This is a genomic window from Nostoc edaphicum CCNP1411 (assembly GCF_014023275.1).
GTDB classification, from domain to species: Bacteria; Cyanobacteriota; Cyanobacteriia; order Cyanobacteriales; family Nostocaceae; genus Nostoc; species Nostoc edaphicum_A.
This window is the reverse complement of record NZ_CP054698.1, coordinates 977,425-1,000,469: the sequence shown is the minus strand read 5'-3', so window position 1 is coordinate 1,000,469 and position 23,045 is coordinate 977,425. Positions and strand designations below refer to the sequence as shown.

Here is a 23,045-nt window from a genome sequence, read left to right as displayed (position 1 = left end):
CTTTTGTATCTTCTTCTTAATTATTATTATTCAACAGCAGTTTCAACTTCTTCGGCAGGAGTCTCATCTACAACGGGGGTTTCCTTCTCCGCTTCACCTTGGGCAGCAAACACTGCACCGTTAAGGGTGATGGAGTCAATCATAAGTCTGGTAATTTCCTGACGATGCCCCCGCTTTTTGCGGGTTTTCTTTTTCGGCTTCATTTTGTATACCAGGACTTTACGACCTCTGTAATGTCGCATTACAGTCCCTTCTACAGTCGCACCTGTTACTAATGGCTGTCCAATGGTGACTTCACCATCGTGCTGCACGAGTAATACAGCGTCTATTGTAACTTTTTCATCTGGTTCGATCGCAAGCAGTTCAACGTCGTAAAACCGCCCTGGCTCTACTCGTATTTGTTTGCCGCCAGTTTCAATAATTGCGTAGGTCATGGAATTGTCCTTGAGGTTGCCGTACAGGTAGCTGGTTTTTATCTCTTATAAAGACGCTTTTGCCAGCCTTTGTAATATGTCTACCTGATCCGAGCAGGAATTAGACAGACAATCTAACATACTATTTTATTAACAGGTATTAAGTCAAGCTTTAATAAGCTTTTTGGATTTGGCATTGGCATCTAGTCAACAAAGAGGACAAGGAAACTCTTGAGATGGGGTGACAAGGGGAAAACTCCCATATCTAAAATTTTACAAGTCGGAATAAATACTTTTTAGATAAAAATTACTACTATCTTAGGGCTGAGTTTTATCAAAAAGTAACATAAGTATTAACTTAAAAGTTATACTTTCTTGTCAAAATCAACACATTTTTCTTCTTCGTTTTAAAATTGTAATCAGATGCTAAATCTATAAAATCTTTACATCTTTACAGAAGTTAGTGAATCTCCAGGAATTAAATTACCACATTCAAACCTGATATTTCAAACAGGAGATGGATTGTCATGACACAGCAAAATGCTGCCCGACTTTTTCAAGCCGTAAAAGCAGATCAAGCATTACAACAAAAACTCAAAGCAACAGCTAATCCAGAAGCTTTTATCAAGATTGCTCAAGAGCGCGGCTATGATTTCACCATCACAGAACTGGACAGTGAAATCAACAAGTTGTCTGAAGAAGATTTAGCCGCCATTGTCAATCCAGGGTGGGGGACTAGACGCCACCTTAATCCTAGATAGTTAGATAATTCCTGCTCTAGAAAAGCAAAAGTATAGGAACAACTGAATTGGCAAGTTTTGCTCCTCAAGGGGATACCGTTGCATCATCTCCTTTAGGGGCATTCCTGTTAAATGTAGTAATTCTACTTTCCATCTCCCCACCTGCTTAACTCATGAGTTAGGATGACTATATTTTAATCAGGTGATATGAAAAGAATAGAAGTTGAGCAAAGAACTATTTTAATTGGTTTGGCTGGTAGTCACGGCTATGGTTTAAATCGTCCTGATTCAGACTTGGATTATCGGGGAGTATTTATCGCACCCAAAAGATACTACTTGGGATTTGATCGCATAGAACAAAAAGATACTGGTTGGGATGAACCAGGAATATTTCCATTCGTTGATGGTAACAAAGACACAGTTATATATGAATTAAGAAAAATCCTCCAATTATTAGCCGGAGCGAATCCCAATGTTTTAGAATTGCTCTGGTTAAATAACTATCCTTTTTTAAACACAGTAGGACAGCATTTAATTAATCATAAACAGTTATTTTTGAGTAAAAAGGTAAAACATACTTACACTGGTTATGCCTTTGCCCAAATCAAAAAGATGGAAACTCATCGTAAGTGGTTATTAAAACCACCGCAAAAAAAACCGATACCATCTGACTTCGCTATAGAAGACGAAGCACCTCTGAGCAAAGATGAGCTAAATGCTTTTCTGGAGTATCTTTATAACTTAATCAGAGGACGGATTGAGTTTTTGGAAGAAGCAGAACAATTATATGAGTTGCTGACAGCAGATATTGATTTTAAAGGAGTCTTAAAACAATATACTTTACCCGATGAAACTTTGGAATATACCCAAAAGTTAACCAATAGCCGTAAAGATTTTATTCGTCTGCTTCAGAAAAGTCAAAGCTATCAAATAGCTTTAAGAGAATGGAAGGCTTACTTATCTTGGCAAGAGAATAGAAATCCGGCTAGGGCAGAAATGGAAAGAAAGTCGGGTTTTGACCTCAAACATGGGATGCACTGCATTAGATTGTTACGCAGTGGAGTAGAAATATTACGGCACGGTGAAGTGATTGTAGATAGAAGAATAGCTGGTGATGTTGAGGATTTAAAAGCTATTTTAAAGGGTGAATATTCTTATGAGCAGGTGATGAAAACGGCAGAAGATTTGGTTGCCGAAATGGAAATTGTTTGCGAACAATCTGCCCTACCTCATAAACCTGATTTAGATCAAATTAATGAGTTGTGTATGGAATTGGTGGAAATGCACGGATGGCATTGATAGGCTGTGTTTTGAGTAGCGGATGAGTAGCAGGCGCTCTATTTTTGATTCAGGAATAAATCATCAAAAATCTGGGCATTCGCCCTTGGTAGCCTCTGGGTGAACGTAATAGCGAAGTACCGTACTTACATCGTCTCCGATCCAGTAGGCAACTCTGTCAGGCGAATTACCAGCCGCGATCGCCCAAGTTGCAAAAGTGTGCCTGGTAGCATAAGGGTTTAAGTAGGGAGTTATTTCTTGATTTGATAACTTCCTCACTACTCCGGTCTGGTTTTTCCCGTCTCGGTTCCAAGCATGGCTCAACGCCGAACTAGTCATTGGACAGCCTCTTTTTGTTGAGAAGATACGGGAATCGCCTGATGCTGTTGGCTTCATCGATAGCAGTAGTTCATGCAATTTAGCTCCGGCGCTGCACTGAAATATTCTGCTTTTACCGTTCTTTGTGCCTTTCTCTATCCCCAAAAGGTTCTTTGATCTAGAGATGCTGATCTGCAAGCAATCTCTCGAAACATCTTTCCAGGTAAGAGCAAAGGCTTCACCGTGTCGGCAACCAGTCCAAAAGAGAAACTTTATGAGATTGCCGTAATGACTGCATCGGTCATCAGCATCAAAAGCTCCGATGATTGCATCTCGCTGTTCAATGGTGAAAGCCCTACAATCATCGGTGTTATTCTTGATTTTCTTAATTTTTTTGAGGCTTTCAAACGGATTAGCTGTGATGATTCCTTCCTCTAAAGCCCAACGGCAACATTGGTCAAATCGGAGCAAATATTTTGAAGCCATAAACTGACTTGTGTTCTCCATTAGCCAATTTCTGATTTTTGGCGCGTCTAAAAGTGAGCGCGATGGCAGCCGGTCGATAGTTCTGCTTACCACTCTGTAAGTAGAGTAGATTGTGGTTGCTTCTATCTGCCTAGACTGAAATTCTGTAAACATCTCCCATAACTCCCCTAAGTCGCATTCACCTTTTGGGGGAAGGGAAATTAGGGGAGTTGCGATCGCAGTGGGACTAAACTGATATCTCTTCAAAGTGGGATCAAAGTGCCCCAATGAAATATCGGTTGCTATGGCATCCCGGCGTAAACGCACAATATCGCGATTGCGTTTAAGGTCTTTTAACCCCGTAGATATTTGAAATTGCTTAGAAAAGCCTTTGACTCGAAACCGCAGTAAGAGTTTGTCTGACCGTGGATCGGAGCTAATCCACTTATCTTCAGTCATAATTCGTCAGAGTTATTAATATCTTCAAAAGTCAAATAAATTCTGCTTTCTAATTGATTCGGCGGACGACATGGGTAGGGTGCAGATTTTTCTATTAATCTCAGCCCGTTACCTTCAGCACTTTCTAAAAATAGTTCTGCTGCATCTTCCACGCTTTCTTTAGCAGCCCAGACCCGAACTCTGACTAATTTAGTTGCTGCTTTGGCTGGGGTATTATCTCTTTCCCATTCCTTCTTCCCAGCCTGCCAATACCAACCTAATCGATTTAGCTCAGAGTAAAGCTGCTCTTGAAGCTGGTGTGGGAAGGTTAATATCTGGCAGGCTTTTGAGTATTTAGCGGTCTTCTTCATAGACTTTTGTTAACTCAAAAATCCTTAGTAGTATCAATGTCAAAAGGGATATCATCCGGGATTGGCTCCTCCTCAGTTAAATTGTCATTTTTACTTTTGAGTTCTCCTAATTTCTCCTGAAGATAAGAAATTTCTTGCCTGAGATTGTTGGATCTTGTCTCCAAACTGTTAATCCGATTCACAATGTCAGTTTCTTTTGGTTCTCTAATTTTGCGCTCTACTACCTCCATCAAGTGGGAAATCTCAGCTTCAAAATCATCTCCTTCATGAACTTCAGCAGAGAGTTCTAAGTGCTTGTTTTCGTAATTTCCTAAATTTAAGACTCGTTTGTAAGCAATAAGTTTAACTTCCATGAATTCCTCCAATTTTGTAAAAACTTCTCATGAATGTACCGCAACTTGTTTGAGTCATTGCAGATTTAAAAATTGTTTCGATTTTTTAAGTTTTTTAAACCCCTAAAATTTTGTCTACAATTGCTAAAACCCGTTCTGGGAAAGATTTTAGCCGTCTACAGCCAAAATTTTGCGGTTCAAAAATTGTAGACGGTGTAGACGGTCTATAACTCAATTAGTGATTAGGTCTTAGGCATTGGTTGTAACTCTCAAAGTATTTGAAGCTGGATAACCAATTCGCCTGTAAAGCTTTGCCTACAGCCTGTAGACGAACTGTAGGCAAACTGTAGACATTACTTTGACCACCTCCAGCCCAAGCGATCGCCATTTCCTTCCACTTCCCCTAGCTGCCTATCAGCCATAGAAGCAAAGATAATTCGCACTTCATCCGGCTGCATACCCTCAAACAAGCGGCTAGCTTGCAGCAGGATTCTGGCTTTTAAAACCTCTCCTGGGTGCTGTTGACCCCAATCAAGGATAAATTGCTCAAACTCGTTCATGGCTGTTGGCTGCGATCGCACCTCCTCGTTTCCCCCGCAGGAGGTTTCTGGCTGTGCGATCGCAGTTGTTCCCCAGTTGCTTAGGTCAAGTTCACAAGGACAGTCATCGACCATAAACCGCCTTTTCCCTCCAGCTTTCAACCACTGCTCTAGTTGAGGATCTTTTAATTTAGTCCTGGCGTAGTCGCGCCCAAACTGCCCTAAACGCACCAGGCAGAAGCAGCTGTAAAGGGTATCTTTATCACCTTGCAAGCCGAAGTTTTCGGCGGTGTCGTTCTGGGCCAATGCACAGACAAACTGTTTGTATCGCCTTCCTCGCTTGGCATGACGCTTGATCCAAGTAGCAGCGTGGTCGCACTCGTCCACCAAAATGGGGAACTCCTCAGCAATTAGGAATCTCTCACGACCTGCGATCGCGTTATCCCCTCCTTCACCCCTAAGCTGAACTAGGTCTTCGAGAATTTCTAAGTCTTTACCCATCGCGGTGTTAATGGCTTTAAAGTTGCCCTTTCTGCCAATGACATCTTTCTGATCCAGCCATGACCAATCATCTGGTTTAGCGTCGCTGTCATAGGCAACAACTCGACCGCCGATTTTGGAGGATAGATACTGGGTAAAGGTTGACTTCCCGTCGCCCGTGCCACCGACTAAAGCAACGTGTTTCTGCTTTTTCTGGATGTACTCGACCGGATCTGTAATGAGATTATCAGGTTTCCAGTTGACATCGATGCTGCCAACGGTCAGCGCTAACTGTGCTGTCGGTTGAGTGTTAGCTTTTGCCCATGCTTGAAAGTTGAGCCGTGATGCTCGGTCGATGTCGCCAAGTGATTCTTGTAGTAGCTTGGCTGTTTGGCGATGTCTGCGACCTACTTCGAGAACGCCAACTGATGCCCCCAATATCCACGGCTTGGATTCTGGTTTTTGACTTGCCCCCAAGAACAATAAGCCACAGCTAACAGCCAAGCTCCCCCAAAATGACCACTTGGCACAGGTGTACATCTGTAAGTGTTGGTGCAGTTGGGAAGGGTGTAAATCACTGCTCATATCCCTAGCAGTACCCCCACAGCGACTAACCCAACCCGCAATAGCAAAATATCTTTGACCTCTGGCACGGCTTGCCGCAAGTAAAGGGTGACGATTCCAGCGATCGCTAATACTCCCAAAACTCCCAGCCGGATAAATCCAGGAAAGGGGATACTCACCCAACAGCTACTTAACAAAGCGGGAATCGCCACTGTAGAAGCAAGGGTATAAGCTAAGTCTGGCAGATTGTCTGGCAGCCCGATCGCATTCACCCACCCCTTTTTAAATTCCTCCAATTTGGATGATTGGGGACTGGGAACTGGGGAGTAGTGACCGCGATCGCTCGGAACCTCAACTACTATTTTTTGCTCATCTGCCATACTGCACCTCGATTTTGAGGTAGAAAGGGCGATCGCTTTGCTGCTTACACAGTGCTGCGATCGCAATTACTAAAGCGGCTATGGTGCAAATAAGAATGATTGCTTGGTTCACTACTTACTGCCCCCTAGCAATTTGTCGGCGGCATCTAGTACTGCCTGCCTCTGTTCTGAGGTCAGGTTGTCATCCCCATTACAGTCGATTACCTCCATGTGAGTCCCGGCACGGTAGAGGCAGTTGTTTTTCTCGCCTTCACTTTCTGTTGATCTGGCTTTGTCAACGTAGCGCTGGACGTAGGATTTGTTGATGTCTTCTGGCATAATTTGAATGTGTGTGGTTTACTTGGTAGCCGCACGACGACGGCGATTGCTAACCTGATGCGGACGGCGATCGCCTTTAAAAATCGGCTTTACTTGCAGTAGTTGAATTGAAATTGGTTACAATCCATATCTGCCAAGTCTTTCGCTTCTGTGGACTAACTTCAATGGCTTGACGGGTATCAAGACAAACCGCCCGCCCGTCATTCAGTTTTACGTAAAGGGTTTTACCGCTTTTCGAGCGAGAAAACAGTTGTCCTGGTTCTAGGGTGCTAAAGCCTACCTGAGTTCTACCTACTACGTATTCAGCTTGGTGGGGATCGAACCCCTCGGAAAGTGGATCTTCTGCCATTTCTTTCCACTCTCGTGGTTTGCCTTTACGCTCAGTTCTACTGGCTAATTTGCCGTTGGTAATGGCTCGATCTGTGGTTTGTTGGTCAGTCATAGTGGCTCACGAATACCTCATTAGTTGGTCACAAGTACTTCATTAGTTGGTCGATCGTGCCTCATTAGTTAGTCACGAGTGCTTCATTACTTGCTCGATAGTGCGTTAGTAGTCGCTCAATAAAGTGGGTTGATTTTGTGGCTCAATTGCTTGCACAGTAGGTCTTTTAGCTTTTTGTGCATCTCTGGAATCGGTGACAAGTTCCTCTAGTAAGCCGGCTGCAATGTCGGTTCCTAGTTCAATCAGGTCATTTTCTTCGAGAGAATCGCACCAAACGATAATTTGTTGGGGTATATCCTCAAATCCCCATTCTTTCTTCTGGTAGGCAATGGTGGTCTGTTCCCGCAGCGCAAGAAAGATTAGGCAATTTAGCCCAGTGTTTTGAGCGCGGTTAAAGCTCCCTGTTATATGGGCGAGGATATCTAGTCGGTTAATTTCTGTTAGATTCATGCTGTCCCCTCTTTCAATGTTTTTATTTACCGAATCGATTTAGGATGTCCAGGGCTTCTTGCTCTGGATTTTTAATGACTGCTAACCCAGCGACGCTACGACTTACGGGTAAATGCAGTTTTACTTAATACATTCAGCATGGATGAAGGCTACGTATTGTCAGTTTTGGTTGTCCTTTGTAAGTTTTCAGTTGCCATCTGTAAGTTTTCGCTTCCCCTAGCAGGTCTTTGGTATTTGCTCAATGCTGGCAGGCTGCTATCTCTGCCTGGTTTGGGGTGGACGTGACTTGTTACTTTCATATATAACTAATGCTAGTATATTGTATGAATGAAACCTGTCAAGCATTTTATTCATATAGAAGAGTTTTGTTCATACATTAAAATGAGGGGTATTGTTGTGGTAAGGAAAAATGGCCAGACCCAAGAAATTGGCAGAAGACTCAATTCGAGCAACATTTCTGATCAGCGAGAAAGATTGGGAAAATTTCAGGATTCAAGCTCATTCAATGGGATTGAACAGATCAGACTTGATCAGGCTAATTGCCCAACGAAAAATACCCCTGGGAGAACGGGTAAACTCGGAGGAAGTCCTGCTGGGAAAATCCTAGAGCGCCTCAAACGTATTGAATACAAGCATCTTTCATATCTCAAAGCACATCAGGGTCTTCTTGAATCTCAGCTTGATAACAGTAAAGAGGAAGAAGAAACTTTCCGAAGAGAGGTTCAGGAGCTTGAGGAAGAAATTTATAACTTAGTTTCGAGCGAGGGTAAGTCTCAACCGCCCAGCGAAGATAATCACGAATAAAGCCGTCCTACCTACTCTGGTAAGGACGGCTTATTCATGGATATGTCGCCTATTCTCAGCAGGCGACGCATCTGTGACTAGACATCGAGGTGCGATCGGAGGTCAGCGAGTGGCGACTTTGGATCTGTTGGTTGTATCACCTCTGGTTCATCAGGAACAAACTCAAGTCGAAATCGGAATCTTCCTTTTATCCAGCCTCCACCCTTAACTGGCAAAACCTCACACTTAAACCCTTCTTCTGTAAACCATTTAAATTCAGCGGTGGCATACTTACCCGTCCCATGTGCCCAAGAACGAATACGTTCTGTTAATGTTTTTAACTTAGCCATGTCGGGGGTTCCAAAACAAAGACCACCAGAATTAGACACAACATCTTGATCGCTCAAGCCAGCCCTATCTTCAGGGTAGCCAAGCTCATATTTATCACTCATTTCGATTTTCTCTTTAGGTAAACAAAATGGCGGATCAAGCGCCAACTCGATCCGCCTTCCCTAATCTTTCCCTGACCACCAACGAATAAAACCAATGATTAGAGCTAAATTCACCTGCCAGCAAAATATTCTCAACCACGAAACCCAGACAGCAGAAGTTATCCTCACCCCAGTAACCACCAACCCACCCAATCAAGAGAATCTCCTCTTTTGGCAAGCGACACCAGCAGGTAACATTACATTGCAAATCACCAACCCTGCGGCATCGGCTCAATTTTCTGTTGGGACTGAGTATTACGTTGACTTCACTGCTGCTTGAAGTGCGATCGCTCAACTCCTAACTCCCAACTAATACCCAATACCCAATGCCCAATGCCCAATCAACATGAAAGTCACTCTTAAAACAGCCACAGGAAATCTTGTCCATGAGTCAGAAATTCTTTCCCAAAACAAATACCCCGAAGTAATTGTCTGGGGTCAAAGAGTCTTTACCATCTTTGCCCCTGGTGTGTACTGGGAAGTTGTCTGCTGTTACGTCCTGCCATCTGCGATCGCTCATCATCCCTACCCAGAGTTGGAGGGGTGAAAATGCGAATACCTAATATCTACCGCCCACCAATGGGCTTGCCGCTGAACTGGAAGGATGAAACATCAGGGAAATTGCGATCGGCAATCTTCAGATTTTTTAGTTCTCACAAACTCTCCCCCGAAGAAATCAGCCTAATCGCTGAATACTGCCAGCATTACATCAACGCCCCTTGCTGGGATGCAGCAGGAGGATTTCCAGATGAGCTAGCAGCGCTGCGGCAATCAGCTAATTCACTTTCTAGCGTTAGCGATATTAGCCAGTGGATAAATGGCTGCCTCGAAATTGCGATCGACCCTTTTTAAAACCGAACTTGAAAGTGCGATCGCAGTTGCCTAAAAAATTGGCTAATTATGGCTTGACCCGTCACCACCTTACACAGCAAGGATTCTGACCCGTCACCTCACCCGTCACCTCACCCGTCACCAACCCGTCACCACCTTACACAGCAAGGATTCTGACCCGTCACCTCACCCGTCACCTCACCCGTCACCAACCCGTCACCAACCCGTCACCAATGAAAAAACCGAACTCAACAGCGATAATTTTTAGATTTTGGCAGTGGGGTGCAATGCACTCACCCCACTTCAATCGCTTCATATTCGAGCTTGAAGCAGCACGTCTCAACCTAATGCTTTGCTTGCCAAAATGGGCACATGAATTACGCATAATCCGATTGTCATTTGTTTTCCCCACTGGCGTAGCTACAAATGCCCCTCATGCTGCCATTCAAGAATTTATCAATTACATGAAAATACAAGGAATAGAAGTAGACCACAGCATCATTGATGGCATCCCTTTTTAAGTACACAAACTATTTTTACCAGGACTAGGATATGAAAAACAGACAAAAAAAACTGAGTGAATGTAACAGCATTACTCAGACAAAAAAAACATCAATTTCACTAAATTATAGCATATCTGGAGGGAGAAATGATTAACACAACTCTCTCACAGCAAGCATCTGAGGCGCTAAATGCTGAATATCAGCAGGCTAATCCCAGAAACAGATTCCAATCCTTTAACGAGTTTAAAGAGTTCGTCGAAACCACCTTTATAGACGGTAGTGGCATAGATCCAAAGCTATTTAAACACTGCATCGAATTTCATGAAGACCAAGAATTTGACTATGGCGGTGAAGTAACTACCCCCATTCATGAGGCATTAAATTGGACGTTCAGCCGATTTACCCAACAAGTCAAAGAGCCAATGTACGCCGCTTTCTTCATGAACGAAGATGGTACAGTCTGGCAAGCCATCGTCTCAGTCTGGGACGAAGACAGACAGCGACCTTACAAATATATGGCTCCCACAGACAATGGCGATCGCGTTTATCTCCCTCCCGTTCCCCCATCTACCAGAAAACGCATTGCTTCCCGGTATGCGGTAGAAATACCCACAGATGGTAGTTTCTGGGAATGGTTTGAAACCGCTTCTATTCCCCGGATCATCGGCGAAGGGGGCAAAAAGGGATTAGCCATGCTGACTCAGGGATATGTCCCCCTCCCTCTCTACGGCTGTAGCAGCGGTGGCAGAGAAAAATTAATCCCCGACTTAAAGCGATTCAACCAGGAGAGTGCAATTTGGCTATTTGCCCTAGACCGTGACAGCAAAGAAAAAACCAGACATCGGGTTAACGCCGCCAAGCGAAGTCTAGGAAATGTCCTCGACAGGGATGGATTTCAGACCTACAGAGAAGATATTGTTTGGTCATCGGAAGATGGCAAAGGAGTAGACGACCTAATGGTTAACAAAGGATTTGGGGCTTTTGACTCAGCTTACAATCGAGCGATCGCTCGACTAGAGAAGCAATTTCACCCCAACAGTACATCTGACTCCAAGGAAGAGAAACACAAAAACCCGCCGCCTGACCAGATGGCGAAAAAAATAGCCGAAGATTACCGTCAACTACTGGCATTTGATAATGAAACCAAGCAATGGCGCAGATACGCGGCTGATTTCGATGGCGTTTGGTCTAATGAATCGCCGGAATACGTAGAATCAATCGTTTATAAGATCCTCGGCAATGAAGGCGCTTACAATTTTGGGCCTGATTATGTCACTGGTGTAGTAAAAATACTCCGCCACGAACTCATTGAACGACAGTGGAATCAAGTCTCATCCCGCGATTTTCTCCCTTTTCTCAACGGAGTCGCAGAAGTTAAGACAGGTGATTTATTACCACACTCACCGAAATATCGGCTGACTTGGTGTCTACCAAGGGATTATTCTGCCGAAGGTGGAAGCTGGGAAAATATCAGCGCATTCCTAGAACACCTTGCAGCTGGTAATGCTGATATTAAGGAATTGCTAATTTGTTACTGCAACGCTGTCATCAAGGGACGGTATGACTTACAGAAATTTCTTCACCTAATTGGATTGGGTGGAACAGGCAAGGGAACATTCACCAGATTGCTGACTGAATTGATTGGCAAGCAAAACGTTTTAGTAACCAATCTCCCCATCTGGTGTACCAACCAGTTCGAGGGAGCCAACGCTTTTGGTAAGCGGCTGGTCATCTTCCCCGACGAAGATCCTTACAGAGGAACCATAGGCAGATTCCTCAGCTTGACTGGTGAAGACCAGGTGAGGGCTGAGGAAAAAAGGAAGAAATCTTTCAACTTTGATTACGAGGGTATGACCTTAGTAGTCTCCAATTTCCCCGTTTTCAGTGGTGGCAGCAGCAGCCGTGCCAAGCGTCGAACCATCACCGTTCCATGCAACAACACAGTTCCCGAAGCGAAGCGTCAACAGTTATCTACGGTATTTGAGCCAGAATTAGCAGCGTTCACTAACTACTTGCTTTCACTCAGTGATGATCACGTCACCGCAGTGTTGAGGGGCAAGAAAGAAATCCCAGAATGTACGTTGGAATTCTGGAACAACCAGATGAAGGGCGATTCTGTCGCAGCCTGGATCAACGACAAAATTATTTATGATGTCAACGCTGTTACCCCAATCGGAAATGACAGAAACGAGGGAGCAAATGGTGAACAGGTTCATACCTTGTTTGGCTCTTATGTCCGCCATTGTCAGGCTTCCGGTGACTTGCCCAAGAGTAGTAAGGTTTTTACCCCCGATTTAATAGAACTTTGTCACACAATTCTGAAATGGCCAGTACTGAAACACCATACAAAAACTGGCAAGTTTATCAAAGGACTGCGGCTAAGGACTGCTTCAGATTTGGAAATTCCGACATACGATTACTTGCTCATGGAGCGGGTGACGGGTGGTGATTCTTCAGGTGATTCTTCAGGTGACGGGTCAGGTGACGGGTCAGGTGACGGGTCAGGTGACGGGTCAGGTGACGGGTTGGAACCCTTGCCAGACAAGGAGGTGACGGGTGGCGCTGACGTAACCTCAACTTATATAGAGGAAAAAACTGATGAAGCAGATCAGGCTTTAGCGGCTGATAAACCAAATACCATTAGTTCTAAAAAAGATTTCGATTTCTGGCTAATAAACCCAACACTTCTTAGCCTTCACATCGCCACCCACCTTGGAGACATAATCTGCACTGCCAAACCAGAGGCAACCATTTTGGATGCAGCTAAAAACCCTACTGGTTACGAATGCTCTATGACCTGGATTTGGCCTACTGGAGGGCAAGCCACTATTAAAGTAGGACTCACTCAAGCAGGTGATTTTGAGGAAGGTGCTAAGAAAATATCTAAAGAATGGCTTGAAAAACAGGAGCCGTGGCAACCTCAAGTAAATAGAAATGCTATGTACGGCGGGGAAATAGTGAAGATAGTTGGACGCTGGCAAGGAAAATGGCAAGTTGAATTCTCTTCTGGGCGATTCCAGTACGTAAGAGCAAACCAACTCAGCAAACCATGATCAAAAACTTTCAGGCAGAGTGAAACGCGATCGCCCTTCTACCTAAAAGAGCGATCGCGCAGAAAACTTGTGAATACTTGTTGAACTTCAGGTTATTCGCCCTAGAGAAGTTTGTCACGCCATCAAACGGCTAATATTTCCATCTTCAGATCAGCACCGAATCTAAAAGGCATATTATTAGATTCTGCAAGCTGGTTATATTCTGCTGCGTCCCCCAGGGTAAGAACACCTTCAGGAACAGACGAAACCAAAGTATCCCAAATTAGTTTGAATATTTGCAAGTCTTCACTTGTAACAAGAGGTTTTAATTCTAGCCGAACTGACAACAACTCTAACCTTGTTTTTGCGTCGTTATCCCCAGCGTTAGCGATTAGCTTCATATAGCTAGGGCTAAAAAGCATTTCAGTATTAAATTGAGAAATATTAGGAGGGAAAGTAAAACCCTCAATGTCTCTTTCTTCTATAAACTCTCCATCCTGAAAAGTTTGTATTTTCATGCAACTTTAAACCAAAAAAATGGACGAATATTACCAGTAATTAACTGGAGATTATCGGTAGGAGCCTCTGATCCAAGAGCATCGGGAGAAACAGCAATGGTGTTTCTTTGTCCACAGGTGGCAAGTACGCTTGAAGGTGCAGATTGCCCTAAATCATGATTTGTTCCTAGAAAACTTATGGCGCTGTAAAGCGAAGGGGCAACCGTTGTTGTTCCTCCTAGCCAATAATTACCAGGTGTTAAAGGCAAAGATATAATTGCTTCTTTTGCTCCAGGGGATGCAGCAATTATATTTCCTCCATCTGCCAATAAGTTCAATGGGATACCATTCTGGTTAGAATAAATCCTAAGTCTTACGTTTGCCCCACTAACACTGCCAGCAACATAAATGCCTAGTCGAGTTAGCGTTATTTGATGATAGACAGTAAACAAATAGTAAGTAATAAAATTAATGGTAAAAGCGGCGGTGGAAGACGTATCAGCAGAAGCATCTCTAAACCCCTGATAATATCTTCCTGAAACATAACCAGGATGCTCAATGTTAGAAAGATTAGTAAGAGAAAGTGGCATACTTAAAAGTTTAAAGCATTTTCTAGTATATAATAACTTGTTGTTGCTTATTTCAATATGACAATCATTACTTACAACAAAGTTTTGACCATTGTCAAAAAAATTGATTCCACTTCCCCAACAGGAATAATACCAATAATTACTAACTCTCTGACTGGAATAACAGGAGGAGGACAGATACTTTCAGCCAATGCTTTCATCAAAAATCTCAAAGCTTTCGCCCAAATTACCAGCTTACCTCCAATAAATCTGCCAAATATCTCCATTGAAGATAGCGAGACAGAAAGACTTTACAAAGTACTGGACGTGGAATGGCAATCGCCACGTTTCCAATTAAATCTTTACATATCTAACAATACAACTGATTGGTATTTGGTAGGCGGAATAAGTTTATTAAACCCCAGTGGGTATCCTTACCGCATTTACAACTTACTTGACCTTTACACCGATAATCTAGCAGTAGAATTAGGAGAAAACGGTAGAGTGGGAGTAGAAATCAAAGAGGTGGGGCACGGCTCTTTAGCAGGCAACGATTTAATTACCATTCATGGTAGCTATGTTTTAGAAATAGTTATCGAGGAAGCCAACTACATCCCTCCGATTATTAATTCAACTCCAATTAATAAAATTATTGGGACAGCAAGCACAATAGCTGTGCCAGCAACACCCACTAGAAAATACGTACTTTTAACTAACACTGGTAATTCCCCAATTTACTTGAACTTTGGGGGAACAGCCCTTTTAAATGAAGGTATCCCCGTGCAACCTGGTGGAGCATTTGATTTTTCTATCAACGATGTTGCTTATTTAGGAGAGATATCTGCTGTCTCCACTGGCGGTAGCCAATTGCTGGGAATACAATCTACTTAATCTACCACTTGAAAATATGCCGCTATATAATCCCCCTGCTACCTTTAGCCTTCCAGTTGATACTTCATCTTCAGCTAGCGAAATAACAAATTCATTGTCTTCTACAGCATCAGAAATTGTACCTGCTAACACGAATAGAAAAGGCTTAACTATTTTCAATATCTTGAATCAAACTCTTTTCATTGATGCTTTAGCAGGTGTAACAACCACAAACTATATGGTTGCAATCCCCGCAGGTGGATTCTATGAATTGCCAGCTAACAAAATCTATACAGGACATTTTTATGGGGTTATAGCCTCCGGAACTGGTTCTGTAGAAATTAGAGAGTTTGTTTAATGCCCTACGAACAATACGACAAATTGATTGGGGTAGTAAATGACCCACGAGACTTTAAGATGCCTTACCGAATTTTCGGCAAGATTGAGCTTGAAGTAATGAAAAACAAGTATCAGCGCTTGAATAATAAATCCAAAGCCTTGAGCGTTAGATTTGTAAAATGATTAGACTTGCCAAGATAGACCTAGCTAAAAAACCAAATTTCAACTTAGAAAAGAAAACACAAAATCAATTTAGAAAACCACCCAAAACCAAAAGACCAAATTCACCAAATCCTTTAAATTATGAAATAGTTGATCCACAAGAAGGACTAGTACCACTTTTTAATAGTCCTTTTTACGCAACACCGGATACCCCCGCAGATCCAACCGATTGTGATAGATATCCAGACAGCCCTTGGTGTGGGGAAAATCCTTTCGACCTTAGTCCAGTTGGACTTAGTGTTGAGATTGTTTTAGATGAATGCAATATTGGAGTGCAATTTAGTGGCACTCTGGGATTTATAAAGTTACCTCCACTTCAAATTGTTTGGAGAAATCCTGATTGCAAACCTGAAGATCCACCGCTACCGGAGCCAGCTATCACACCAGGTAATTCGTCTAAAATGCCTGCTAATTGTGACTATGGACTGGTAGCAATTTCTACGCCACTCCAAACATCAGTGCAGCGATATACCAATGGAGCTAGGGCGGATTTACGGAATACTTGCAAAATAACAAAGGTAATTTATCCTTTGAATAATAGTGATGAGATTGTTGGATATGATACCCCTGCGGATTTTTGTGTGTTTTATTCTGCTACACATAGTTTCGTTTTTAATTCCGCATACGACGGAATGACATTTGGTATCCAATCCAGAGCTGAACAATGGCGACTGAAAGGTGGAACGATTGACGGAGATGTGCTTGACCCAACAACAGAGTGGAGATACGAGCAAGAGACGGATGCAGTCATATACATCAGCACTGCTACTAAACAAACGAATATAAAAGTACTCCGCAAATCAAACCCGATAGCCTCGCACATAATTGGCAGTTTCTCGCTAATGTCATTTATGAGCAAGACCCAATATAACAATTTGACAAGACAAAATATCTTCAATCAGAGAGCCACTGCACCAAATATTTGGACAGAAACTTACATTTACCAACTTTTTTTCTTTTGCCCCGATGCCACCCCACCAATTGACCCACCTCCACCGCCAAAAAAGGAATGCTGCAAGATGGGATGCTGCCCAGATAATTCTGATTTAGAAAGACTTCTTAGATTAATTCTTAAAAAAATTGGTTCGGATGACTTACCTGCTAGTGTGCCAAAACTGCTAACTAAAAAAGATGCTGGAATTATTCAAATTCAGAATTTAGCTCAATACGTTTCTTATAGTGTGAAACAATTGGATGCTTTATCAGGTAAGTATCCTTTAGAAATCAAAATCAAGGATGCTGATTTAACTCAAGAAGGTGATCAAGAGAAGAAAGTATCCTTGCCAAATATTGCAGAAGCGCTAGCAGAAATTATGGGGATTTTGCTAACACTTCAAAGTGAGAGTAACGCCAATCTAATTGCTACAACAAACAGCATGATTGAGGCAGGAAGTGCCAAGCAATCTGCAATCCTGGCGGCTGATTACAGTAGAGGAAATGCAGAATATTTGGGGTATAAGGGCAAACAAGTAGAGAAAGATGTGCCCTTTACCTTCAAGCCTGGGGAACCTCGCCTAGACCAAATGCTAAAAAGCGGACAGGTAAAGGTAAAGGGTTGGGAGAATGACGATAAGGAAGACCTCAACGACGCTCTCGCACCAATCCTAGAGTTAGCCGCGATGTGGAAAGCAGCTAACTTCAAAAATCTTGGAACTGGCGATACTCTCAATAAGCTCAAAGAGTTTTTGAGTGGTGCGATTGACCTCTCCAAGTCCGTTGATGGGCTTGTGAAAGACAATCCCCCTGTTTCTCCAGATCCATCCAAACCGATAAAGAATGAATGGGACAGTTTCATTGAGGAAGCTGAACAGGGATTCATCGCCCAGCCGGGAATTACTAATACAACCGACCCCTACAGCCGACCTTTAGCGCAGCGCCCGAAAATCCGCGAAATTGGCAATGATACTAGTGATGTCGAAGACCAAGGGCAGTAATTCACACATCTGCTGCGGTAATTGCACCTGTTCCATAATCTTCTTGTAAAAGCCAAAGCCTCTCGTCTCGTATCTGTTTTCTAACGGATTCCTCGGATAATCCCGTTTGTTCCATGAGGCGACGGATAAGTTCGTATCGGGGTACGTAGTGGTAAGCCCTACCCCCTACTTGCCAGCCTTTAGCACGCCTGCGAAGCATACACCGTTGGCTTTTCGTCCCCATCAAGGGGTAGCAGATAAGATCCATTGTTTTCACTCCTTTACCAGGCGGCAAGAGTTACCCATCAGGCAGCCTCGTACTTTTTTAGCACCCATAGGGTTCTAATAGCCCGTAACATCGTTTTGCCTTGGGGTCAAAGTTTGTGTAGGTGTTGTTCTTGAAAGGTTGTTAGCATTATTTAATACTCAATGATTCATTTGGACGAATATCTGCTATAGCCGTGTTTGTTCCCTGGTAATAGCTATTCAGCCTCACATAGAGTTGTGTGTACTGAATTCATTTTACAAATCATGCCAAGTTATACCCGTAATAAAAAGCGAGAAGATGTAATCTTTGTAGCCGTTAATCCTGTTGTCAGATTTGGTTGGAAAAGCAAAAATTTGGCTAGTATCTCAGGAATTTCTCAAACAGACCTAACCACTGATTTAGGACATACTGCTCAATCTGCGGTTACTGGATCTGGCTTAATCTTGGTAATTGGCGCTCAAGCACCTAAGCCAGCCAGAGTTACGAAAAGGATATCGAATGCTACCGTTGGGCAGCAGCAATCAGTCTCTACCTTTTGCGCTTACGATAAGCTAGCTACCGCACTAGGCAAGTCCTGGAATTTATCTAAAAACCGCCGCAGCGTAACTCTAAGAGCTTCAAGCGCTCAAAGAGGAAGTCTAACAGCTGTCGCCACGTTGTCAGATGGTAGCCTTTACTGTTTTTCAATGAACAAGGCTGATTTTGAGGCTTACGGTGCTGAACTGGGGTTGGAGCATTCAGAAACGATCTCCAATACTGAACGCAACAAACTTGTCTCTGGTTCCTCAAAGCCACGTCCTGGTAGAGCTAGTAAACAGTTGACGGATGGTTCTAATTTTTCAAGTTTTTATTCAACGAGCATGGCAGAAAATGTTTCAACTGCTGGCTACGACATTCTCAGTGAGGAGATTGTGCTAGTTGCCTCTAGTGGTGGTGGCGGTGGTTCGTAATCATGGTAATTGAGACCGAGTCCGGGTTAATTCTCCCCGGACACCCTTTCTTTGACGACTACCTTTATTGCACCCTTCCCCCCGCTTGGCGTAACTTCGCCTACCACAACCCTGATTTCGCGTTTGTCGCCCGCAGTGGCAGCGGAATTTTGGAAGTGGTGACCCAAGAAGAAATGGAAGAGTACATCGAGGGCGGTGAATACGACCAACGGCTAGAGGAATGTGGCGATGACGACGAGGACTGATGACATTGGGGTGTGGAATGACCTTGGCACGGTACAAGCTGAGAAAAAACTTTGGGTAAAATTCCCAACGACAGCTACCGGCGCAAATGCCACACTGAGAGCATCTTTCCTTTGCTCAGACTGGAGCAAGTTATCTAGTTACGTCTTGATCCGCCCCCGATACACCACAGCCAACACTGACGCAACGGGAGCAGCTTTTAGAATTTACCCTGCCACTACCCCCGTAATTTTTGAAATGCCTATCCCCGCTGACTTCCAAGAGCGTTCTGTTTACTTCCGAGATTTTGAAATTTACAAAGTCAGTTGGCGTCGTCCCCGTTTAGTGGGTATTACCCCAGACGCGAATTTGCAAGTGCGGCTGGAGGAGTTATGGGGCTAGCCGATATTCTTGTTGAAGAATTGGAATCAACAGTTGTGCGATCCGCGATTGGCGATCGCACTTTTGATAACTCTTTTGAAGACAGCGAAGAAGACGAAGGCGGTCTTTTAAGTTGGCTTTGGAATGGTGGCAAGCGATTGGTGGGGTTTTTGGTAGCAAATGTTGGAAAGTTTATAAGTTTCTCTCTAACAGGTTTATGGAGTCTATTTGTATCCACGTCCCAATTTATTTGGAACTTCAATTGGAACATGACAGATACCGAGATAGACCAACAAATTCAACAAAGGTGGAACGCTTTAAGCGGAATGCTGGGAGGAACTTTAGGCAATTCGGCTGGGTATCTTGCTTGCGGCATTCTTCCTGGTGCAACAATTTTTGCTTTCAATGAGCCTCTAGGGGCTTATGTACTCAAAAATGTTGGCGAAGAAATGGCGGAAGAATTCATGTCCAATTTGGCTGGACTAGTTAGATATTGTTTCATGAGTGGCGTTCAATCGCTTATTTTGTGGGGCTTCAAAAATGTCCGCAAATTTATCAAGTCCAATTCCCAATTGATGGGGCGATTGTTTGGAAGCAATACAGAAAAGCTAGTAAAGGCTTGGGGTAATGAGGGGTCTAAGCCTTGGTCTTTTGCGATCGCTGTTGATAATGCCGTTGAGTCTATCCCTAATGAAGCTATCCGCAACTTTGTAGAGGAGTTCCTAGAGGAAGCCTGGGACGGATGCGTAGAGGCTGGTTACGTAGTAGCGAATTCGATTGATTCGTACTTGGCTTTGGAAAAGTTGAGGCAACAGAATCAACCGCCATTGGGCCGCACTCGCTATGTTGAAATCCAACCTGATAGAAGCATTGAGGATCAGCGAATTATTCTTGCTGGGCCCCAGGAAGCATTAAGACCAGTGATTGTGCAAACGCTGACCAATTACCAACTGATGGAATCTAGGGATATCGGTACTTTTGTCGGAGCGCCAATTGATGAATACTTAAGAGCCAAGCCAAGAACCATCAGCCTGCAAATTCAATTCTTCAGTAACAAAACTCCACCGTGGACAAAACGAGGTAATGACAGATTAGTAAGTGCTACTTGCTCTGTACCTGACATTGACCCATCCAAAATAGATTGGGAAAGAATCAAGCTTGCTTGTGGCGGTGCAAATGGATACCTCTACGGGCGATACCGCGTAACCGGATTTCTGGATAACGGACGGCAGATGGCGGTGTATGCATCTACTGCCGATGAAGCCGAAGACCGAATGAGAGCTTTGTTAGCTCTCTCTAAAGCTGAATTAATCAAAAAACCCACAATCACTGAAGACCGGACAGAAGACAACACTGGCAGCTACCTTAAGCAGCCTGTGCAGATTTATCCGGCATATTTTACGATTCTCAACCAGTATCAAATTCCAGGTGCTTTAGGGAGCGGTATTCCTATTAACGGAAAACGCTACATTCGCAAGAATGACCGCATTGATTTATGGGTAGATGCTAAACCCAATGATTTTGAAGCCAGGATTATTGAACTCCTGAAGAAGCCAGGAGCGGAAAACCTTACAACTTAATTAATAGTAAATATGGAAATTATATTGCCAGGATTCAACATTGAAGCTGCTATTGATAGTCAATGGAAGTCTATCAATGAGAAAGAAAGTGCAATCCAGACTTATAGATTATCGGCAGAACAAGCGGCATCTGAATTGTTGATTAAGCAGTTTGAGAATGAACTGAATAGTTGTCTTGATGGCAATATTCAATCATCATTGAAACTCAAGGTACTGCCACCTAAAGAAATATCGGTATTTTCAGTTTGTGCCTATTTTGAGTTTCTGACCATTGGTTTCTATTTGCGTCGTCATCCTCAAAATTATTGGGAGATATGTTATCAAGACCAGATAATACCTGCTTCGGCAGACTTCTTGCAGAAGCAATTACTTTCTGAATTGGGCAAGGTCAAGAATAGTAAGCTGGCAGTTGATTTATGAACAACACAGCTTCGACAATAGCTGTTAGCCCTCCCAACTCGCCAGGGATTACATTAACCCTAGAAAGTACTGGAGTGTTTTTGGGCATTTTGGTCAGCGTCTCTGCTTTGGCTGGAGTGGCTATTCGCATAATTAGCAAAATGAATAGTATCTCGGCTTCCATTAGCCAAATTGAACTAGCGCTGAAAGAACAAGCTAACAATGCTGAAAAAATCAGGGATTTGGATAAGAGGTTTGATTTACACATCCAAGAATATGTAAACAGAAAGGATGTGGTGCAAATGGTAATGGGGCAGTTAGACCAAAAAATTAATCATAAATTTAAGCGCCTTCTCTTCTATACACGGGATATTCAGCGATTTTTGCAGCGTGACACTACCTTTAATATCAGAGAATATGAAGAAAATACTCAGGAAGAATAGCTGTGACTCAAATTACTGAACCTTTGAATCAAGAGGAATTGCTACTGATCCTAAATCAGCTAAACACCAAAATAAGCGAGATGATTCAGATCAATGGCGTCAGGCATACTCTTTTGGAGAAGCGCATACAAGAACTAGAGCAATTTCAGTGCGAATATAAAACTGCTCAGGAATACGAACGCGATCGCACTTCTCAATCTACTGGGGATTCACTGGGGATTCACTCTTAATTCAAAATTCGCACAAGTATTTATTCCCTGCCTCCCATCCTGAAGAAGAGTTGACCTTCCCCCGCACTATGCCCGTCACCTTCTAGCAGGCGTTGATGACGTACTGGCAAGCGGACGCTGTTTTCCCATGTGCATTCCCCAGTTTACTCACTGGGCGCTAATGAGTAGCATTTGAGTAGCGCAATTGCTGCTTGCGATCGCTAAAAATGAAAGATTTCACACTTGATTGAGTAGCGGATGAGTAGCAAAAGGATAATAACTACCTGAAGTGCTTATTCAGTAATCATCCTATTGAGTTGTGTATGGAATTGGTAGAAATGCAAAAATGGAATGATTAGTCATTAGTCATTGGTCATTGGTCATTAGTCATTAGTCTATTGGTGTTTATAACTCAACACAGTTCAGAATAAGCAACAAAACCCTCATGTAGAGACGCGATAAATCGCGTCTTCAAAGACCAATTACCTACACCAATAAACCTTAACCCAAGCGTATTGGCTTATAACTAACAAACGACAAAGGACAAATAACAAATGACTAATTTTAAAGAGTATACATTAAGTCAGCAAAGCCACATAGGCTGATGATGAGCAATAGAGATGCTGTTAGTTGGGTAATTCGTGTCTGGGGTGAGGGGGCGATCGCTTCCCGCACTAAGATAGAAATAGATGACCCAATTATTAAGCTCAAGCATAAAATTAAATAGGGCCTGTCGGGTAAAATACTGCCTATTGCCAGCATAGCGATCGCTAATAAGAGCATCAATAACTCTACAAACCTGGGCGGATCGTATTGGCTAGATAGAATAAAGCTGTTGAACCAAAAAGACCAAAATCTCATATTCAATGCTGAGTGCTAAGTGCTGAGTTAAGAGTTAGGAGTTGTGATTTATAGTCAGTGCTGATTGAGGAATTAAAGTTGTGAGATATGAAGCAGCTTTCTATTCAAAACTCTTAACTATTAATTCTTCACCGGAGGCGGAGCGTTTCCGGCT

34 protein-coding genes are annotated in these 23,045 nt (G+C 43.2%); 19 read left to right on the top strand and 15 right to left on the bottom strand.

Annotated features, from left to right (window positions below; translation table 11 throughout):
• Positions 1-26 precede the first annotated feature (26 nt).
• Positions 27-434, bottom strand: coding sequence for a 50S ribosomal protein L21 (gene rplU, locus HUN01_RS06945; protein WP_181930662.1), 408 nt, complete (start codon positions 432-434; stop codon positions 27-29).
• A gap of 506 nt (positions 435-940) precedes the next feature.
• Here rplU and HUN01_RS06940 point away from each other — a divergent pair.
• Both HUN01_RS06940 and HUN01_RS06935 read left to right on the top strand, forming a co-directional pair.
• Entirely contained in the window at positions 941-1,174 is a 234-nt protein-coding gene (locus tag HUN01_RS06940; protein WP_181930661.1) for a Nif11-like leader peptide family natural product precursor, read from the top strand.
• A 186-nt stretch (positions 1,175-1,360) separates the two neighbouring features.
• The gene (locus HUN01_RS06935) at positions 1,361-2,452 is read left to right on the top strand and encodes a nucleotidyltransferase domain-containing protein (protein WP_181930660.1); all 1,092 of its coding nucleotides are present in this window, start codon (positions 1,361-1,363) and stop codon (positions 2,450-2,452) included.
• Between the two features lie 63 nt (positions 2,453-2,515).
• Here HUN01_RS06935 and HUN01_RS06930 read toward each other — a convergent pair whose 3' ends face one another.
• From HUN01_RS06930 to HUN01_RS06895, 9 genes are all read right to left on the bottom strand, one after another.
• Positions 2,516-3,673 carry a site-specific integrase gene (locus HUN01_RS06930; protein WP_181930659.1) on the bottom strand — a complete coding sequence of 386 codons (1,158 nt, stop codon included), beginning with the start codon at positions 3,671-3,673 and terminating at the stop codon, positions 2,516-2,518.
• Entirely contained in the window at positions 3,670-4,023 is a 354-nt protein-coding gene (locus tag HUN01_RS06925; protein ID WP_181930658.1) for a hypothetical protein, read from the bottom strand. Before HUN01_RS06925 ends, HUN01_RS06930 begins: the two co-directional genes overlap by 4 nt.
• A gap of 14 nt (positions 4,024-4,037) precedes the next feature.
• The gene (locus tag HUN01_RS06920; RefSeq protein ID WP_181930657.1) at positions 4,038-4,376 is read right to left on the bottom strand and encodes a DUF2031 domain-containing protein; all 339 of its coding nucleotides are present in this window, start codon (positions 4,374-4,376) and stop codon (positions 4,038-4,040) included.
• A gap of 332 nt (positions 4,377-4,708) precedes the next feature.
• A complete protein-coding gene (locus HUN01_RS06915; RefSeq protein ID WP_181930656.1) occupies positions 4,709-5,959 on the bottom strand; it encodes a hypothetical protein in 1,251 nt (416 codons plus the stop codon).
• Complete coding sequence (locus HUN01_RS06910; RefSeq protein ID WP_181930655.1) at positions 5,956-6,318, bottom strand: hypothetical protein; 363 nt, start codon at positions 6,316-6,318, stop codon at positions 5,956-5,958. The genes HUN01_RS06915 and HUN01_RS06910 overlap by 4 nt, the downstream gene beginning before the upstream one ends.
• Positions 6,308-6,430: a hypothetical protein gene (locus HUN01_RS35990; RefSeq protein WP_257798110.1), complete on the bottom strand. Its 123-nt coding sequence runs from the start codon at positions 6,428-6,430 to the stop codon at positions 6,308-6,310. Before HUN01_RS35990 ends, HUN01_RS06910 begins: the two co-directional genes overlap by 11 nt.
• A complete protein-coding gene (locus HUN01_RS06905) occupies positions 6,430-6,636 on the bottom strand; it encodes a hypothetical protein (RefSeq protein ID WP_181930654.1) in 207 nt (68 codons plus the stop codon). The genes HUN01_RS35990 and HUN01_RS06905 overlap by 1 nt, the downstream gene beginning before the upstream one ends.
• Before the next feature lie 76 nt (positions 6,637-6,712).
• Complete coding sequence (locus tag HUN01_RS06900) at positions 6,713-7,078, bottom strand: hypothetical protein (RefSeq protein ID WP_181930653.1); 366 nt, start codon at positions 7,076-7,078, stop codon at positions 6,713-6,715.
• Positions 7,079-7,183: 105 nt separating this feature from the next.
• Complete coding sequence (locus HUN01_RS06895; protein ID WP_181930652.1) at positions 7,184-7,528, bottom strand: hypothetical protein; 345 nt, start codon at positions 7,526-7,528, stop codon at positions 7,184-7,186.
• 327 nt (positions 7,529-7,855) lie between these two features.
• On the opposite strand from HUN01_RS06895, the gene HUN01_RS06890 reads away from it, so the two are divergent.
• Positions 7,856-8,332: a hypothetical protein gene (locus HUN01_RS06890; RefSeq protein ID WP_181930651.1), complete on the top strand. Its 477-nt coding sequence runs from the start codon at positions 7,856-7,858 to the stop codon at positions 8,330-8,332.
• A gap of 77 nt (positions 8,333-8,409) precedes the next feature.
• Here the strand turns inward: HUN01_RS06890 and HUN01_RS06885 are convergent, their stop codons facing one another.
• A complete protein-coding gene (locus tag HUN01_RS06885; protein WP_238846041.1) occupies positions 8,410-8,763 on the bottom strand; it encodes a KGK domain-containing protein in 354 nt (117 codons plus the stop codon).
• Positions 8,764-8,857: 94 nt separating this feature from the next.
• Between HUN01_RS06885 and HUN01_RS06880 the strand changes: the two genes are divergently transcribed.
• The 5 genes from HUN01_RS06880 to HUN01_RS06860 all read left to right on the top strand — a co-directional run bounded on the left by HUN01_RS06880 (position 8,858) and on the right by HUN01_RS06860 (position 13,189).
• Positions 8,858-9,082, top strand: a complete 225-nt coding sequence (locus tag HUN01_RS06880) for a hypothetical protein (RefSeq protein ID WP_181930650.1) — start codon at positions 8,858-8,860, stop codon at positions 9,080-9,082.
• Positions 9,083-9,148: 66 nt separating this feature from the next.
• Positions 9,149-9,349, top strand: a complete 201-nt coding sequence (locus HUN01_RS06875; RefSeq protein WP_181930649.1) for a hypothetical protein — start codon at positions 9,149-9,151, stop codon at positions 9,347-9,349.
• Between the two features lie 2 nt (positions 9,350-9,351).
• Positions 9,352-9,654, top strand: a complete 303-nt coding sequence (locus HUN01_RS06870; protein WP_181930648.1) for a hypothetical protein — start codon at positions 9,352-9,354, stop codon at positions 9,652-9,654.
• A gap of 212 nt (positions 9,655-9,866) precedes the next feature.
• Complete coding sequence (locus HUN01_RS06865) at positions 9,867-10,154, top strand: hypothetical protein (protein ID WP_181930647.1); 288 nt, start codon at positions 9,867-9,869, stop codon at positions 10,152-10,154.
• 128 nt (positions 10,155-10,282) lie between these two features.
• Positions 10,283-13,189 carry a DUF3854 domain-containing protein gene (locus HUN01_RS06860; RefSeq protein ID WP_181930646.1) on the top strand — a complete coding sequence of 969 codons (2,907 nt, stop codon included), beginning with the start codon at positions 10,283-10,285 and terminating at the stop codon, positions 13,187-13,189.
• Positions 13,190-13,311: 122 nt separating this feature from the next.
• Here HUN01_RS06860 and HUN01_RS06855 read toward each other — a convergent pair whose 3' ends face one another.
• Together HUN01_RS06855 and HUN01_RS06850 are read right to left on the bottom strand one after the other, a co-directional pair.
• The gene (locus HUN01_RS06855; RefSeq protein WP_181930645.1) at positions 13,312-13,686 is read right to left on the bottom strand and encodes a hypothetical protein; all 375 of its coding nucleotides are present in this window, start codon (positions 13,684-13,686) and stop codon (positions 13,312-13,314) included.
• Positions 13,683-14,255, bottom strand: coding sequence for a hypothetical protein (locus HUN01_RS06850; protein WP_181930644.1), 573 nt, complete (start codon positions 14,253-14,255; stop codon positions 13,683-13,685). The genes HUN01_RS06855 and HUN01_RS06850 overlap by 4 nt, the downstream gene beginning before the upstream one ends.
• Positions 14,256-14,312: 57 nt before the next feature.
• On the opposite strand from HUN01_RS06850, the gene HUN01_RS06845 reads away from it, so the two are divergent.
• The 4 genes from HUN01_RS06845 to HUN01_RS06830 are packed head-to-tail and all read left to right on the top strand — an operon-like array spanning position 14,313 to position 17,599.
• On the top strand, positions 14,313-15,125 hold the full coding sequence (locus tag HUN01_RS06845) for a hypothetical protein (RefSeq protein WP_181930643.1): 813 nt from the start codon (positions 14,313-14,315) through the stop codon (positions 15,123-15,125).
• Between the two features lie 16 nt (positions 15,126-15,141).
• A complete protein-coding gene (locus HUN01_RS06840; RefSeq protein ID WP_181930642.1) occupies positions 15,142-15,462 on the top strand; it encodes a hypothetical protein in 321 nt (106 codons plus the stop codon).
• Positions 15,462-15,626: a hypothetical protein gene (locus tag HUN01_RS06835; protein ID WP_181930641.1), complete on the top strand. Its 165-nt coding sequence runs from the start codon at positions 15,462-15,464 to the stop codon at positions 15,624-15,626. The genes HUN01_RS06840 and HUN01_RS06835 overlap by 1 nt, the downstream gene beginning before the upstream one ends.
• A complete protein-coding gene (locus HUN01_RS06830; RefSeq protein WP_181930640.1) occupies positions 15,623-17,599 on the top strand; it encodes a hypothetical protein in 1,977 nt (658 codons plus the stop codon). The genes HUN01_RS06835 and HUN01_RS06830 overlap by 4 nt, the downstream gene beginning before the upstream one ends.
• A 1-nt stretch (position 17,600) precedes the next feature.
• Here the strand turns inward: HUN01_RS06830 and HUN01_RS06825 are convergent, their stop codons facing one another.
• Positions 17,601-17,846, bottom strand: a complete 246-nt coding sequence (locus HUN01_RS06825) for a hypothetical protein (protein WP_181930639.1) — start codon at positions 17,844-17,846, stop codon at positions 17,601-17,603.
• A 263-nt stretch (positions 17,847-18,109) separates the two neighbouring features.
• On the opposite strand from HUN01_RS06825, the gene HUN01_RS06820 reads away from it, so the two are divergent.
• The 7 genes from HUN01_RS06820 to HUN01_RS06790 are packed head-to-tail and all read left to right on the top strand — an operon-like array spanning position 18,110 to position 22,051.
• The gene (locus HUN01_RS06820; protein ID WP_181930638.1) at positions 18,110-18,796 is read left to right on the top strand and encodes a hypothetical protein; all 687 of its coding nucleotides are present in this window, start codon (positions 18,110-18,112) and stop codon (positions 18,794-18,796) included.
• Positions 18,797-18,798: 2 nt separating this feature from the next.
• Entirely contained in the window at positions 18,799-19,041 is a 243-nt protein-coding gene (locus tag HUN01_RS06815; RefSeq protein ID WP_181930637.1) for a hypothetical protein, read from the top strand.
• Entirely contained in the window at positions 19,025-19,420 is a 396-nt protein-coding gene (locus tag HUN01_RS06810) for a hypothetical protein (protein WP_181930636.1), read from the top strand. Before HUN01_RS06815 ends, HUN01_RS06810 begins: the two co-directional genes overlap by 17 nt.
• Entirely contained in the window at positions 19,411-20,979 is a 1,569-nt protein-coding gene (locus HUN01_RS06805) for a hypothetical protein (RefSeq protein WP_181930635.1), read from the top strand. Before HUN01_RS06810 ends, HUN01_RS06805 begins: the two co-directional genes overlap by 10 nt.
• Positions 20,980-20,991: 12 nt before the next feature.
• On the top strand, positions 20,992-21,399 hold the full coding sequence (locus HUN01_RS06800) for a hypothetical protein (RefSeq protein ID WP_181930634.1): 408 nt from the start codon (positions 20,992-20,994) through the stop codon (positions 21,397-21,399).
• Positions 21,396-21,821 carry a hypothetical protein gene (locus tag HUN01_RS06795; protein ID WP_181930633.1) on the top strand — a complete coding sequence of 142 codons (426 nt, stop codon included), beginning with the start codon at positions 21,396-21,398 and terminating at the stop codon, positions 21,819-21,821. Before HUN01_RS06800 ends, HUN01_RS06795 begins: the two co-directional genes overlap by 4 nt.
• A gap of 2 nt (positions 21,822-21,823) precedes the next feature.
• Positions 21,824-22,051 carry a hypothetical protein gene (locus HUN01_RS06790; protein WP_181930632.1) on the top strand — a complete coding sequence of 76 codons (228 nt, stop codon included), beginning with the start codon at positions 21,824-21,826 and terminating at the stop codon, positions 22,049-22,051.
• Positions 22,052-22,594: 543 nt separating this feature from the next.
• Here the strand turns inward: HUN01_RS06790 and HUN01_RS06785 are convergent.
• Positions 22,595-22,891 carry a hypothetical protein gene (locus HUN01_RS06785; RefSeq protein WP_181930631.1) on the bottom strand — a complete coding sequence of 99 codons (297 nt, stop codon included), beginning with the start codon at positions 22,889-22,891 and terminating at the stop codon, positions 22,595-22,597.
• Positions 22,892-23,045: the final 154 nt, after the last annotated feature.

Excerpts from the sequence above, each read along its gene's own strand:
- HUN01_RS06885 (WP_238846041.1), bottom strand. The coding sequence starts at position 8,763 with ATGAGTGATAAATATGAGCTTGGCTACCCTGAAGATAGGGCTGGCTTG.
- HUN01_RS06835 (WP_181930641.1), top strand. The coding sequence starts at position 15,462 with ATGCCCTACGAACAATACGACAAATTGATTGGGGTAGTAAATGACCCA.
- HUN01_RS06875 (WP_181930649.1), top strand. The coding sequence starts at position 9,149 with ATGAAAGTCACTCTTAAAACAGCCACAGGAAATCTTGTCCATGAGTCA.
- HUN01_RS06910 (WP_181930655.1), bottom strand. The coding sequence starts at position 6,318 with ATGGCAGATGAGCAAAAAATAGTAGTTGAGGTTCCGAGCGATCGCGGT.
- HUN01_RS06915 (WP_181930656.1), bottom strand. The coding sequence starts at position 5,959 with ATGAGCAGTGATTTACACCCTTCCCAACTGCACCAACACTTACAGATG.
- HUN01_RS06855 (WP_181930645.1), bottom strand. The coding sequence starts at position 13,686 with ATGAAAATACAAACTTTTCAGGATGGAGAGTTTATAGAAGAAAGAGAC.
- HUN01_RS06940 (WP_181930661.1), top strand. The coding sequence starts at position 941 with ATGACACAGCAAAATGCTGCCCGACTTTTTCAAGCCGTAAAAGCAGAT.
- HUN01_RS06820 (WP_181930638.1), top strand. The coding sequence starts at position 18,110 with ATGCCAAGTTATACCCGTAATAAAAAGCGAGAAGATGTAATCTTTGTA.
- HUN01_RS06805 (WP_181930635.1), top strand. The coding sequence starts at position 19,411 with ATGGGGCTAGCCGATATTCTTGTTGAAGAATTGGAATCAACAGTTGTG.
- HUN01_RS06870 (WP_181930648.1), top strand. The coding sequence starts at position 9,352 with ATGCGAATACCTAATATCTACCGCCCACCAATGGGCTTGCCGCTGAAC.
- HUN01_RS06845 (WP_181930643.1), top strand. The coding sequence starts at position 14,313 with ATGACAATCATTACTTACAACAAAGTTTTGACCATTGTCAAAAAAATT.
- HUN01_RS06865 (WP_181930647.1), top strand. The coding sequence starts at position 9,867 with ATGAAAAAACCGAACTCAACAGCGATAATTTTTAGATTTTGGCAGTGG.
- HUN01_RS06905 (WP_181930654.1), bottom strand. The coding sequence starts at position 6,636 with ATGCCAGAAGACATCAACAAATCCTACGTCCAGCGCTACGTTGACAAA.
- HUN01_RS06810 (WP_181930636.1), top strand. The coding sequence starts at position 19,025 with ATGACGACGAGGACTGATGACATTGGGGTGTGGAATGACCTTGGCACG.
- HUN01_RS06925 (WP_181930658.1), bottom strand. The coding sequence starts at position 4,023 with ATGAAGAAGACCGCTAAATACTCAAAAGCCTGCCAGATATTAACCTTC.
- HUN01_RS06880 (WP_181930650.1), top strand. The coding sequence starts at position 8,858 with ATGATTAGAGCTAAATTCACCTGCCAGCAAAATATTCTCAACCACGAA.
- HUN01_RS06890 (WP_181930651.1), top strand. The coding sequence starts at position 7,856 with ATGAAACCTGTCAAGCATTTTATTCATATAGAAGAGTTTTGTTCATAC.
- HUN01_RS06815 (WP_181930637.1), top strand. The coding sequence starts at position 18,799 with ATGGTAATTGAGACCGAGTCCGGGTTAATTCTCCCCGGACACCCTTTC.
- HUN01_RS06920 (WP_181930657.1), bottom strand. The coding sequence starts at position 4,376 with ATGGAAGTTAAACTTATTGCTTACAAACGAGTCTTAAATTTAGGAAAT.
- HUN01_RS06825 (WP_181930639.1), bottom strand. The coding sequence starts at position 17,846 with ATGGATCTTATCTGCTACCCCTTGATGGGGACGAAAAGCCAACGGTGT.
- HUN01_RS06830 (WP_181930640.1), top strand. The coding sequence starts at position 15,623 with ATGATTAGACTTGCCAAGATAGACCTAGCTAAAAAACCAAATTTCAAC.
- rplU (WP_181930662.1), bottom strand. The coding sequence starts at position 434 with ATGACCTACGCAATTATTGAAACTGGCGGCAAACAAATACGAGTAGAG.
- HUN01_RS06930 (WP_181930659.1), bottom strand. The coding sequence starts at position 3,673 with ATGACTGAAGATAAGTGGATTAGCTCCGATCCACGGTCAGACAAACTC.
- HUN01_RS06900 (WP_181930653.1), bottom strand. The coding sequence starts at position 7,078 with ATGACTGACCAACAAACCACAGATCGAGCCATTACCAACGGCAAATTA.
- HUN01_RS06860 (WP_181930646.1), top strand. The coding sequence starts at position 10,283 with ATGATTAACACAACTCTCTCACAGCAAGCATCTGAGGCGCTAAATGCT.
- HUN01_RS06840 (WP_181930642.1), top strand. The coding sequence starts at position 15,142 with ATGCCGCTATATAATCCCCCTGCTACCTTTAGCCTTCCAGTTGATACT.
- HUN01_RS06935 (WP_181930660.1), top strand. The coding sequence starts at position 1,361 with ATGAAAAGAATAGAAGTTGAGCAAAGAACTATTTTAATTGGTTTGGCT.
- HUN01_RS06895 (WP_181930652.1), bottom strand. The coding sequence starts at position 7,528 with ATGAATCTAACAGAAATTAACCGACTAGATATCCTCGCCCATATAACA.
- HUN01_RS06795 (WP_181930633.1), top strand. The coding sequence starts at position 21,396 with ATGAACAACACAGCTTCGACAATAGCTGTTAGCCCTCCCAACTCGCCA.
- HUN01_RS06800 (WP_181930634.1), top strand. The coding sequence starts at position 20,992 with ATGGAAATTATATTGCCAGGATTCAACATTGAAGCTGCTATTGATAGT.
- HUN01_RS06785 (WP_181930631.1), bottom strand. The coding sequence starts at position 22,891 with ATGAGATTTTGGTCTTTTTGGTTCAACAGCTTTATTCTATCTAGCCAA.
- HUN01_RS06850 (WP_181930644.1), bottom strand. The coding sequence starts at position 14,255 with ATGCCACTTTCTCTTACTAATCTTTCTAACATTGAGCATCCTGGTTAT.